Annotated in this window: 6 protein-coding genes; 3 read left to right on the top strand and 3 right to left on the bottom strand. The window is 73.3% G+C overall.

Annotated features, from left to right (window positions below; genetic code table 11):
• The first annotated feature begins 11 nt into the window (after positions 1-11).
• The 3 genes from QUG98_RS15480 to QUG98_RS15470 are packed head-to-tail and all read left to right on the top strand — an operon-like array spanning position 12 to position 3,652.
• Positions 12-695 carry a winged helix-turn-helix domain-containing protein gene (locus tag QUG98_RS15480; protein WP_137768305.1) on the top strand — a complete coding sequence of 228 codons (684 nt, stop codon included), beginning with the start codon at positions 12-14 and terminating at the stop codon, positions 693-695.
• A complete protein-coding gene (gene mshD, locus QUG98_RS15475) occupies positions 695-1,573 on the top strand; it encodes a mycothiol synthase (protein ID WP_289471397.1) in 879 nt (292 codons plus the stop codon). Before QUG98_RS15480 ends, mshD begins: the two co-directional genes overlap by 1 nt.
• A 48-nt stretch (positions 1,574-1,621) precedes the next feature.
• On the top strand, positions 1,622-3,652 hold the full coding sequence (locus tag QUG98_RS15470; RefSeq protein ID WP_289471396.1) for a protein kinase domain-containing protein: 2,031 nt from the start codon (positions 1,622-1,624) through the stop codon (positions 3,650-3,652).
• Between the two features lie 110 nt (positions 3,653-3,762).
• Here QUG98_RS15470 and QUG98_RS15465 read toward each other — a convergent pair whose 3' ends face one another.
• Genes QUG98_RS15465 through QUG98_RS15455 form a run of 3 tightly spaced genes read right to left on the bottom strand, consistent with a single transcriptional unit; the run spans position 3,763 to position 12,315 of the window.
• Positions 3,763-8,070: a type VII secretion EssC family protein gene (locus QUG98_RS15465; RefSeq protein WP_289471395.1), complete on the bottom strand. Its 4,308-nt coding sequence runs from the start codon at positions 8,068-8,070 to the stop codon at positions 3,763-3,765.
• Positions 8,071-8,125: 55 nt separating this feature from the next.
• Positions 8,126-9,619, bottom strand: a complete 1,494-nt coding sequence (locus QUG98_RS15460) for an ABC transporter substrate-binding protein (RefSeq protein ID WP_289471394.1) — start codon at positions 9,617-9,619, stop codon at positions 8,126-8,128.
• Complete coding sequence (locus tag QUG98_RS15455; protein ID WP_289471393.1) at positions 9,616-12,315, bottom strand: hypothetical protein; 2,700 nt, start codon at positions 12,313-12,315, stop codon at positions 9,616-9,618. The genes QUG98_RS15460 and QUG98_RS15455 overlap by 4 nt, the downstream gene beginning before the upstream one ends.
• Positions 12,316-12,621 lie beyond the last annotated feature (306 nt).

The following is a 12,621-nucleotide window of genomic DNA, read 5'->3' as shown; positions in this document are numbered from 1 at the left end:
CTGGAGGTCCTGTGGCCCAGCTCCTGGTACTCACCTCAGCCGCGCCCGGCGACGTCCTGCCGAGTCTCGGTCTCCTGAGCCACCGGATCCGCCACGTCCCCGCCGAGGCCGCGCAGCTGGTCAACGCTCCGCAGAGCGACCTGATGTTCGTCGACGCCCGTCTCGACCTCGTCAGCGCCAAGGCCCTGTGCAAGATCCTCGCGACGAGCGGGTCGACGACGCCGATCATCCTCGTCGTGACCGAGGGCGGGCTCACCGCGGTGAACAGCGAGTGGAACGTCGACGACGTCGTGCTCGAGAGCGCCGGCCCCGCCGAGGTCGACGCCCGCATCCGGCTCACCACGGGCCGTGCCGCGAAGAACCCCTCGGGGTCGAAGATCCAGGCCTCCGGCGTCGTCATCGACGAGGCGAGCTACTCGGCGAAGGTGCGGGGTCGCCCGCTCGACCTCACCTTCAAGGAGTTCGAGCTCCTGCGCTTCTTCGCCTCGCACCCGTCGCGTGTGTTCACCCGCGAGCAGCTGCTCAGCGAGGTCTGGGGCTACGACTACTTCGGCGGCACCCGCACGGTCGACGTGCACGTGCGACGCCTCCGCGCGAAGCTCGGCGACCTCGAGTCGCTCATCGGGACGGTCCGCAACGTCGGCTACCGCTTCAACGTGCACGACGACGAGGCCGAGCGCCTGGCGGGACAGTAGTGCTCGCCGTCGTCGAGATGCTCGCCGCCGCCTCCGTCGCGGCGGGCGAGGCGCCGCCGTTCTCCGACCAGACCCTGGTCGACGTCCGTGTCGGCCGTGCGACCGTGGTCGGCGACGAGCGCGGGGTCGCCGTGGTCCGTGACGGCGAGTTGGAACTCGTCGTCGCCCGGGAGGCCCGTGGCCAGGGCGTCGGGTCGGCGCTCGTCGCGCAGGTGACCGACCCGGGCGCCGGGGGCGCGACGACGGACCCGGGGGCGTCCGCAGACCCGGGCGCGTCCGCTGACCCCGGTGCTCCACGTCTCGCGTGGGCGCACGGGGACCACCCCGCCGCGCGTGCCCTCGCCGACCGGTACGGCTGGACGCCGGTCCGGACACTGCTGCAGCTCCGGGCACCGATCGTGGACACGACCGCACCCGTCGGTCTGCCGGTCGGGTACGGGCTCGACGCCTTCCGCGCCGGCGACCCCGAGGACGAGGACGCCTGGCTGACCCTCAACGCCGCGGCCTTCGCGAACCACCCCGAACAGGGCCGGATGACCCTCGACGACCTGCGCGCCCGCGAGGCCGAGCCCTGGTTCTCCGGCGACGACCTGCTGCTCCTGCGCGACGAGTCGGGCGCGCTCGCGGGGTCGTGCTGGCTCAAGGTCGAGGACGGCACCGGCGAGTTCTACGCGGTGGCCGTCCGGCCCGACCTGCAGGGCCAGGGGCTCGGCGGCGTCCTGATGCGCGCGGGATCGGCCCGTCTCACCGGCCGTGGGCTGACCGCCGCGGCGCTCTACGTCGAGGGCGACAACGAGCCGGCACTCGCGCTGTACCGCCGCTCGGGCTTCACCCAGCACGCGATCGACGTGCAGTACGCGCGCGGCTCCGGCCGGTAACATGACGCGAGGTCGACGAGGGGTCGGCCAGGGGCACTCGGGGGCAACGTGACGGAGCAGGGTCGTGTGCAGTACGGCCGCGGCGAGCCGCTCGGAGCGTCGTACCGGCTGGTCGACCTGCTCGGCACCGGCGCGACCGGCGAGGTCTGGCGCGCCGAGCACACCGCGACCGGCGAGCACGTCGCCGCGAAGCTGCTGCGCGCCGAGCTCGCCGCAGACCCGACCGTCGTCGAACGCTTCGTGCGGGAGCGCACCGTGCTGCTCGGTCTGCAGCACCCGTCGATCGTCCGGGTCCGTGACCTCGTCGTCGAGGGTGACCGACTCGCGATCGTCATGGACCTGGTCGGCGGGGGCTCCGCGCGGGACCTGCTCGCCGGCGCGGGGACGCTGCCACCGCGGGACGCCCTGACGATCACCGCCGAGACACTCGACGCCCTCGCCGCCGCACACGAGCAGGACGTCACCCACCGCGACGTCAAGCCCGACAACGTGCTGCTCGCGACACCGTGGACGCCCGGCGCGACGGGTGACGTGCGGGTGTCGGACTTCGGCATCGCGTCGGTGATGGCCGACCGGCAGCGCACCACGACCGGGCTGCTCGGGACGCCACAGTACATGGCGCCCGAGTCGATCAGCCAGGGGCGCTCGGGGCCCGCGGCCGACGTGTACGGCACCGGGGTGATGCTCTACGAGCTGCTCGCCGGACGCACCCCCTTCGCCGGACCCGGGACCGACTTCGCCGTCGCCTACCGCCACGTCACCTCCGACCCGCCGCAGCTCGACGTCCCCGCGGCGCTCTGGTCGGCGGTGTCGACGATGCTCGCGAAGGACCCGGCCGCACGGCCCGCGGCCGCGGATGCCGCGGCCACCCTGCGCCAGCTCGCCCGGCAGCTCGCCGACGCCCCCGCGCTGCGCCCGACGTCGGACCCGGAGTCCTTCGCCGAGGTCGAGCGGCCGGCGACGGTGGTGCGCGGCGTGCGGCCGACGGACGAGACCCCGGCTCCGGCACCGACGGCAGGTGCGGACGATGCCGGCCCCGCTCCCGAGCTCGGGCAGGCGGGCTCGCGGACGGTCTTCCGGCCGCTCGCCCGCCCGCCGGTCGCGCCCGCTCGCGAACCGGAGGCCCCTGCACGCGGTCGGTGGCAGCGCCCGGACTGGCTGACGAACCGCATGCTCGGCCTCGGTGCCCTCGGCGTGGTGCTCGTCGCGGCGCTCGTCGTCGGCGGGGTCGTCTGGCTCCCCGGCGCGTTGGGCGGGAAGGGCACGCCGAGCGCTGCCCGCACTGCACAGGCGGCCAGCGCCTACCAGCAGGACCGCCCGCTGCCGACCGGGCTCTCGACGACCCGCAAGGCGACCGTCGACCCGCAGGCAGGGACCGTCGCGCTGTCGATCACCTACGCCGCGCAGGCCGCGACGCTCCGCGGGCCGCTGCTCGAGGTGGTACCCGGTGTCGGCGAACGCTCCGAGTGTCCCGCGGTGACGTGGGACGGGGACGCGGCGGCGGGCGACGACGTCACCGGTGCTCGGAACCAGCCGTCGGTGACCGGCGTCGACGTCCGGTGCGGGTGGACGCTGTCCGACGTGGTGGTCCCGGCGGGCGAGGACGTCACCGTCCAGGCCACCGTGCGGCTCGCCGATGTGCCCGACCAGGCCGGCCTGCAGGAGTGGCTCGACGCCGCCGGGAGCGCGACCACGGCGGCCGTCACCGACCAGGCCGTGACCGGGACGTCGTACCCCGTGCAGCGGATGCAGGGGGTCGAGGTCCGCACCCCCGACCGCACGGTCAGCCAGACCACGCTGCCGGTGACGCTCGTCCCGGTCTGGCCGAGCGGCGCCGACGAACTGAACCCGCTGTACCGCAGCCCCTCGACCGGTGCTCCGTCCGAAATGCTCACCGACGTCGCGGGCGGGGAGTCCGGCCTCCGCTTCGCCGACGGGTGCTCGGGCGCGCTGGCGGTGTCGTCCGACGGACTCGTGGTGACCGCGCTGTCCGTCGCACCGTCGTGCACGGTCCGGGCGACCGTGGGCAACTTCACGGACCTCGAGAGCTCGCCCTTCGGCATCACCACCCGCGACTGAGCGGCCCCCGGACCTGTTCCGTCGCACGTGCGCGCGAGCCGGGGATCCGACGGACGGGAGGCGCGCGGCGGCGGTGCGCCGTGCCTCCCGTCCGGTGGTGGTCGCGCCGGTCAGGCGCCGGGTGCGGCGGTCTGGACGAGGCGGACGGCCCCGCCCGACGCGGCGTAGCCGCGGCCCACGGTCAGCGCGACGGGCGCGCGGCGGGGCAACGGGACCCCGAGCAGTTCGCCGTCGTAGTCGACGTCGGGCTGCAGGAGCACGCCGCAGCGGGACTTCCGGACCGCGCGCGTCCAGTGGCTGTAGAGCGACCGGAGGTCGGCGGACCGGCCGGCCGCGACCACGCACAGGCCCGGTCGCTCGGAGGACAGCAGCGAGGCGATCGCCTGGTCGGCGTCGTCGAAGCGTTCGGCGTCGTCGACGAGCAGCAGGACCGGGCCGCGCTCCAGGCGGAGGCCGGCCAGCAGGGCGGGGACGTCGTCGGCCCCGACGGCGAGGCGGTCGAAGACACCGTCGGCGAGCGGGGACCGGCGGTCACAGATCGCCCACACGGCGGGTCGGACGCCCTCGGCTGACCGCGCCTGGTCGGCCAGTGCGAGGAGCACCGTCGACTTGCCGGAGCGCGCCGGGCCGGCGACGAGCACGTGCTCGCCGTCGTAGACCTCGAGTGCCGCGGTGCCGAGGTCGTCCTCGGCGATCCCGACCGGCAGGCGCCACGGCTCGGTGTCGAAGCGCGCCGGCGCTCCGAGGTCGTGCACCCGGACCGCGTCGGGCAGCCGGCCGACGGCGCTCGTCTTCGGCGCCGCGTCCGGCCAGGCGGCGGCGACCGCGGCGACGGCGTCGGCGAGGGGCACCGCCGGCGTCGCGACGTGGCTCTGCAGCTTCGTCGTGGAGTGGACGTAGCGCCCGGGCACCGGGGGCGGGACGTCCTTCTGGCGGACCCCGATGGACGCGTAGTCGTACGGGTCGGCCAGGCGGAACATCCACTTCTGGGTCGTGACCTCGTCCATCGCCGACGGCACGGCCTTCGCGCGGGTCGTGGAGACGGCGAACGAGATACCGAGCGCCGGGCCCTCGGCGTACACGCGGTACAGGGCGTCGAGCAGCTGCTGGCCCTCGAAGTCCTGGTACTCGTCCCGGAGCGCCGCGAGGCCGTCGATGAGCACGACGGCCCGACGCCCGCCGGGGTTCGCGCGCCGACGCTCGAGGTCCGCGCGCAAGTGCCGGAGGAAGCGTGCCTGCAGTTCGCCCGCGCCCGCCCCGGAGCCGACGTAGGCCGTGGTGTGCGGCAGCTGCGCGAGCGGCGCCAGGTCGCCGGGTCCCATGTCGAGCACGAGGAGGTCGAGGTCGTCCGGGCTCGTCGTCCTCGCGAGGCGCAGCGCCAGTGCGGACAGGGCGGTGCTCGTGCCGCTGCCCGGGATGCCCATCAGGACGAGGTTGCCCTCGTCGAGGTCCCAGCCGCCCGCGACCTGGCGCTGGTGGTCGGGGTCGTCGGCGAGCGCGACGGGTACGAAGCGCCGGGCACGGTCGTCGGACGGTTCCGGGATGTCCGCCAGGTCGACCCGGTCCCCCAGCGCCTCGGGCCAGATCGGACGGGGAGCGGCGTACCCGGCGGCGTCGTTCGCGGCACGGATCGCCTCGATGAGGACGTCGAGGTCGGTGTCGTCCGACGCGCTCGGTGCGGGTGCGGGCGCCGGGGCCGGGACGCCGAAGACGTCGGTCGGGCGGACGGAGACCGGCTGCTCGACCCGTTCGTCGCGCGCGCGGCCGGTGACCAGCGCGGTCTGCACCGGAGTGATGTCGTCCTGCCCGAGCTTCACGTAGGCGCGGCCGGTCTGCTGCCGACCGATGCCGGCGGCTGCGGGGACGCCGATGACGTTGGTCGAGTCCTCGCGGCTCTGCACGCGGAGGGCCACCCGGAGGTTCGTGTTCGCGAGGATGTCCTCGCTCACGACGCCCGCGGGGCGCTGCGTCGCGAGCACCATGTGCACCCCGAGCGTGCGGCCCACCGCGGCGATCGCGACGAGCGAGGTCAGGACGTCGGGGAACTCCTTCGCGAGCATCGCGAACTCGTCGACGACGAAGAGCAGGCGCGGCATCGGCTCGGTCGGCCGCGTCGCGAGGTAGGCGTCGAGGTTGTCGATGTCGGCACCGGCGGTCGCGAAGACCCGCTGGCGACGCTCGAGCTCGGCCTCGAGCGCACGGATCGCCCGGTCGGCGAGCTGCTCGTCGAGGTTGCTGATCGTGCCGATCGTGTGCGGCAGCCGTTCACAGGCGGCGAAGGCGGCGCCGCCCTTGAAGTCGACGAGCAGGAAGTTGAGCCGCGTCGGGTCGTTCCGGGCCGCGAGGCCGGCGACGAACGAGCGGAGGAACTCGCTCTTGCCGGACCCCGTGGTCCCGCCGACGAGGCCGTGAGGGCCGTCGCGCACCAGGTCGATCTCGAGGACGCCGGACTCCGAGGAACCGACGGGGGTCGAGGTCCCGGTGCTGGTCTGCCACAGGGTGCGGATGCCCTCGGCGGTGGTGGTGTCGACCGGAGCGGTGCTGCGGTGGGCTGCGGCGTTCCGCGCGGTGCTGCCGTGGGCCGCGGCGCTCCGGGCGAGCAGCTCGGGCAGGCGGACGAGCGACGGCAGTGATGCGCCGGGGACCGTGAGCTCCGGGTCGTCGAAGTGCGCGACGGCGCGGGCGACGCGCTCCGCGGTGACCGCGGTGAGGCCAGCGAGCACGACGTCCTCGACCCGCGTGCGGTCCTCCGGGCGGTAGACCGTCGCGGCCGCGTCCGCCCCGACGGTGACGATCGTCGTGCAGGCGGCGGGCAACTGCTGCTCGTTCGTGGCGATGACGATGCCGCTCACCCGCTGCCGCCGCTCCCCCGGGCGCAGCGAGACCCCGGGGACCGTCCGGCCCTGGCCGAGCAGGCTGCGCGCCGGGGCGTCACGGCCCTCGGTGAGCACGTCGGAGTCCACGACGACGAGCAGGTTCGGCGTGGGGAGCTCGTCGAGCGACTCCTTGAGACCGCGCAGGACCGCGGCGCTCTGATCGCGCTGCGCCGACATCCACCGGGCACCGGTGCTGCTGCCCGCCACGCGCGTGTGCGGCAGCCAGGAGGCCCAGGACCAGTCGTCCTGTCGGCCCGCGTCGCAGAACATCCCGACCGTCAGGTCCGCCGGCCCGCAGTGCACGGTCGCCTGAGCGAGCAGGCTGCGGGCGAGGGCGAGCGCCCCGTCGCGGTCACCGACGATGCCGACGACACCGGCGTCGGACAGGTCGGCGACGACCGGTGCCGCCGTGAGACGGCTCTCCGCGATCGCGGCCTTCGCCTCGTCCTCGAGCTTCGACGACGCCGCGCGCTGGTCGACCTCGGGACGCCACGGTGCGTCGCCGGTGCCGGCGTGCAGGCTGAGGAAGTCGTCGTCGTCCGACCGGCGCTGCCAGAGGTCGGTCGTCGGCAGGAGCGCCCGGCGGACCACGGTCGCCGGGTCGGGCACGAGGTCCTGCCGGCGAGCCGCCTCGACGGCAGCCGCGGCGGCGATCTCGCCGCGGAAGCCCTCGACCGCCTCGGAGAAGCGCGTCTCCTCCTCCTTGAGGTTCTTCGCCCGGCGGTGCTTCTGCTCGAACCACATGCCGATCGCGGTCACGGGGCTGAGCAGCGCGAAGAGGGCGAAGCGGGCGTCCCCGAGCAGGAGCACCATCGCGCCGGCGAGCACGAGCGGCGCCGCGACCGTGATCCAGCTGAACTTCGACGCCGGGGCGACGTCCTTGCGGCTCGGCGGGGACACCGGCTCGGTGTCGGTGACCCGACCGGGTCGGGGCGGACGGTTGAAGGGAGCGGTGGCGGCCGGGGTGAGGTTCGGGAGCGTCCCCGCCGCGGGCACCGTCGTCTCCGGGAGCTCCGGCCGGAGCAGCAGGACCGCGCCCCCGACGATGACGCTCGTGGTGCCGGTCAGCAGGACACCCTCGCCGTCGATGCGCTCCCCCGCGATCACGGTGCCGTTCGTCGACCCGGAGTCACGCACCCGGACACCGTCGTCCTCGCGTTCGACCGTGCAGTGCTCCCAGGACGCACTCTCGGTGGGGAGCACGACGTCGGCCTGCGGGGCACGTCCGACGACGAGCCGACGGCTGCGCGGCACCGGCACGACGAGCCCAGCCTCGAGGCCACCGGCCAGGGTCACGCTCCAGCCGTCGACCGCGCGCGGCGGCTCCTCGGTGGTGCGGGCGACGCGGGACCCCTCGAGGAGCACGAGGTCGCGCAGCGGGGTGTCCGAGCTCGTCCGGTGGCCGTCGACCGCCAGGGGTGTCCCGGGGTCGAGCGGGGTGCCGAGCGACGCCGTGACGAGGTCCCCCAGCGTGGAGGACTCCGCCCACCCGTCGGCCTCGATCGTCTCGCGGCGGTCGTCGAGCTCGATCAGCAGGCGCATGGGCGGTCCTCCCTGGGCGTGGTGCGGCGGTGCGGGTGGTGCGGGTGGGACTCGGTCAGTCGGACGAGTCGGCGAACCAGACGAGCGCGGGTGTGGCCCCGCCGTCCTCGGTCGCGCGGCCATCCCGGGTCGCGCTGGCGGGCCGGAGCCCGAGGTCCTGCGCGGAGGCGGCCAGCACACCGGCGCGGTCGCCGAGGGCCTGCCGCGAGCCGAAGTCGAGTGCGGGGCCCGCGAGTCCGTCGCCGGCGTCGAGGTCGAGACGGGCCAGCGCCTCCGACACCTTCGCCCCGTCGGCGCTCCGGGCCGACCCGACGGCCGCCACCAGCGCCACGACCGCGTCGTGGCTGCGGGCGTCCGCGACAGACGCGACCGATGCGAAGGAACGGTCGCCGGTCAGGTTCTTCGCGTCCAAGTCGTCCGCCAGCACCCGGACGCCGCCGAGGAACGCCGACATGGCACGACCCTCGGGCTTCGAGGACAGGGCGCGGGCGTCGTCGGTCTCGACACCGACGGTGCGGAACGTGCCGCTGAGGCTGCCGCCGGCCTGGGCGAGGGCCGCGGCGAAGGCGGGGCTGGTGGCCTCGGGGGTCAGGACGACGGGCGCGGTGACGTTCGCCTCCTGGAGGGCGGCGACGAGGGCACCCTGTCGACCGGCCGGACCGCTGACGACCACGGCGTCGGAGTCCGGGGCCGCCTGCTCGGTGCTGTCCTGCGTGACGCCGGTCGTGGTTCCGGCCTGGTCGTCGGTCGTCGGGGCGTCGGTCGTCGGGGCGCTGGTCGTCGTGGCGTCGGTGGAGCCCGCGGCCGCGCCGGTGCGTTGCGCGATGGTCGTCGCGAGCGCGCCGAGGTCGGGCGTGCTCGTCGCGTCGAGGACGTGGGCGAACCGCACGCCGGACGGCGCTCCGCCGCCCAGGTCGACGAGCAGCGGCGACGCAGCGTCACCGAGCGCGTCCTGCAGTGCCGCGGCGACGGACTCCGTCGACGGCGCGGTCGACCACGCGTCGTCACCGCCGGCCGCGTAGGGCGCGACGACCGGGATGTCGGCGTCGGCCGCCGCGGTGAAGGCACCGCGGACGTGGTCGCCGGACGTCGCCACGACGATGCCCGAGACGCCGTCGGCCGCGAGGGCCTCGACGGCCTTCCGGGCACCGTCGGTCGACCCGCCGTCGTTCTTCGTCACGAGCTGCACGTCGGTACCGCCGAGCTCCAGACGACGCTGCGCGACGAGGGCGCCCTGCGCGGCGTCGTCCCACTGCGCACCCTCGCCGTCGCCGAGCGTGACCACGACGCCGATCTTCGTGCCGTCGGGGACGTGGGCGACGCTGATCGGAACCGGGGCAGTCGCTGAGACCGCCTCGGCCGGGGTCGAGGCCGAGACACGCACCGCGAGCACCGCGGTGACGACGGCGGCGACGACGAGGACGGCGATCGCGACGATGATCGCGGTCCGCCGACGCTTCCGGGTCTGGGCAGCGTCGGTCGTGGTCGGGTCGTCGGTGCCCTGCTCGTCGATGGTCGGCTCGGTCGACTGGTCCTGCACGTGGCTCATCGCTCGGCTCCGATCCGGAAGGCGTAGAGCGTCGTCGACGTCGCGCTGGACGGCACGTCGAGTCGGAAGGCGGGGAGCGTCGCGGCCCGGTCGAGCGACGCGCGGAACTGCTCCTGCTGCAGGAGGATGCCCGCGACGTCCTCGGCTCGGACGTTGGCGTAACCGGAGGCGTTCTGCGACGCCAGGGCGAGCTGGTAGTCGGCGGAGTCGGACTTCGCCGCGCTCGTGGCCATCGCGCCGAGGATGCCGGAGCCGTTGACCTTGCGGTCGCCGAGGTCGAGCATCACGCGGTTGAGGTCGCCGATCAGGAGCGTGCTCGCGCCCTCGACGTCGCGGACCGAGGCGCTGGTGCTCGCGTCGATGCGCTGCAGGCTCGCCGCGGTCTGCTCGTCCACCGCCGAGGCGAGGCTGCTGCCCTGCTGCTGGAGCGCACCCTTCTGCTCGTCGATGGTGCCCTTCGAGTCGCTCGTCACCTCGCCCGAGGTGGTGCGGAGGCCGGCGATCGACTTGTCGAACGCGTCGACGACGGCATCTCGACTCGTTGCGGATGCTTTGCCGACAATGCGGACCTGCGACCGCAGCGCCTCAGCGAGCGCGTCTGTCGAGCTGTCGGAAGCATCGGCGAACGACTCCTGGACCCGGTCAGCCAGCTCGAGCTGCGTCTTGTGCACGGACTCAAGCTGCTCCGCAACGGTCGTTCGCTGGGACTGCGCTTGCTCGATACTAGTGCGAAGATCACCAACCGTCTTGTCGATGTTCGAGCCCCCGGTCGTCGAGGCGGCACGAACCTCCTTGATCGCCTCCTGGAGTTGATCGAGCTGCGATCGGAGGTTGCCCACCGATGCGCCGATCGTTCCTTCTGCTGCCCCTTCGGTCTTCGTACCGTCGGCGACTTCTTGCCAACGGTTTGCCTGGTCCTCGAGACGCGCATCCATCGGCGTGTCGAACCCGGGGCCCGGGCTCAGCTTCTCGTCCTGTGCAGCTCCCGCGCAGGGCTCTGCCGTGAGGTAACCGCGCAGACGCGCTGCATCTTCGTCGGAGATGCGATCCAACGTCGCGAGCAAGCAGAGCTGGTCTGCAACTGCTGAGTTCTGACGCTCCATCGAGAACGGCAGACCTGCCCCGTCGATGAGCGACCGGGCCGCGTCGGCCCGCGCATGCAGCGCTCGCAGCGCCGTCTGCAATTCGTCGGAACGATCGCTCAAGTCGGAGGAACTTTCCTCAAGAACGTCCAGCGCTTTGGTCACAGACGACGGGTCCGCATCGGCTTGGTAAGCGTCAAGCGTCGTAGACAGGCCGTCAAGAGTGGTTTGCAGCTTGGTTACGCTGTCCGAGGCATCGCCGAAGTTCTGGTTGCGCAAGACGTCGGCGATCGCGGTCCCGGCCGTCACAAGACCGATGAGCGATTCATTGATCGACTTCGAAGAAGCGAAGAGAGAGCACGTCAGTGAATCGGCGTTCTCCTTGAGCGCACAGGAGTCTTCGTCCGGCTGCTCCGGCCCGACAGCGGCCGCGAGCTGCGCGGTCACCTCCTGCTTGCACGCCTCACTCGCCTCGGCGTAGCCCTCGAGCTGCGCGGACACGCGCAGCAGGTTCCCGTAGACGCTCGCGCCCGCAGCGCCGGTCTGCGGCACGGCCTTGCACCCGTCGTCCTTCAGAACCGGCGCGGGGGCCGTCGCCGAGGTGTCGCCGAGCAGCGCGTCGAGGCTTCCCGTCGTCTGCTGCAGCTGCTGCAGCACCGTCGATTGCGTCGCCTGCACGGTCGAGCCGAGGTCCCCGTTGAGCGAACCGAGCTCGCCCGACAGCGACTGCATCGTGCTCGCGAGCGACGCACTGCTCTCCTGCAGGCGCTCCGCCGTCCGCACGCCGAGGGTCTGGGACGTCGACTCGAGGTTCGTGCGGACCTCGGTGATGGTGCCGCCCGCGCGGGCGAGCACCTCGTTCACCTGCGCGATGAGGTCGATCGTCCGGCGCTGGAGGGCGAGCTCGGAGTCCGTGTCGGAGCCGAACGCGCCGTTCATCACGCCGCTGGTCGACAGGTCGGTCGTCAGGCCGGGCTGTGCGGCGACGTCGATCGCGGGCGTGGAGAATTCACGGACGTCTGCGACGAGGTGCAGCGTGCTGCTCGCACCGGAGGTCGGCGGCGCGAGCAGCCGTCCCCACTGGACGACAGCGTCGCCGGAGGCGTTCGTGCTCACGACGCCGTCGGTGGCAGCGCCGCCGTCGACCGACTGGGTGACGATGCGGTCCGGGGCGACGCCGTCGAGCACGGTCGACGCGGCGATGCTGAAGGGCGCGCCGACCAGCGCCGGGGTCGAGCGGGACGCTCCGGCGACGTCGTAGGTCAGGTTCTCGGACCGGACCGTGAGGTTCTCGACCGTCACGTCGATCTCGACGCGACCGGAGTACCCGTCGAGGTCGGCGAGGTCGGTCCCGGAGCGCTTGTCGGTCGTGTACTGGGTGGTGATCCGGAGCGGCAGGTCCCCGGCTGCGTCCTGCACGTCGTGGTCGACGGTCTTCGACGACGAGCGCTTGCCGGCGACCGAGATCGTCGTGTCCGAGATCGCGTTCACCGCGCCGTTCGTGGTGAGCGTCGTGTCCACGGTCTGCAGCACACGTGACGGATCCGTCACCTGGTCCTGGTCGGCGGTGCAGCCGGAGAGCACCAGCGCGAGTGCGCCCGTGACGGCCGCCACCCCTGCGATGCGGCTCCCCTGCCGAGTCCCGGTCCCCCCGGCGCGCGTCAACATCACGATCGTCCCCCTCAGAAATCGACTGCGTGATCGATCCTAACCGCTGAAATACCGTGAGGTTCCGTTCTCCACAGGCCACCGTCACCCCCGTTCGAGCCACAGCTCGGCGACATACGAACTTGCGGTCAGCCCTGGAATTGATACTCTGCACACCGCACCCTGGGGGGATCGCCGAACACGATCTGGTGGTCGGGGATGCATGATCGAGTGGTCGACCGTTCCGGACGTGGCGGTCGACCACTCGGTCCA

It is taken from the genome of Curtobacterium subtropicum (assembly GCF_030362975.1).
Classification (GTDB): Bacteria; Actinomycetota; Actinomycetes; order Actinomycetales; family Microbacteriaceae; genus Curtobacterium; species Curtobacterium subtropicum.
This window is presented reverse-complemented; position numbering and strand designations above follow the sequence as displayed.

Bases quoted from the DNA above. Each gene is read 5' to 3' on its own strand.
- QUG98_RS15465 (WP_289471395.1), bottom strand. From the start codon at position 8,070: ATGCGCCTGCTGATCGAGCTCGACGACCGCCGCGAGACGATCGAGGCC.
- QUG98_RS15460 (WP_289471394.1), bottom strand. From the start codon at position 9,619: ATGAGCCACGTGCAGGACCAGTCGACCGAGCCGACCATCGACGAGCAG.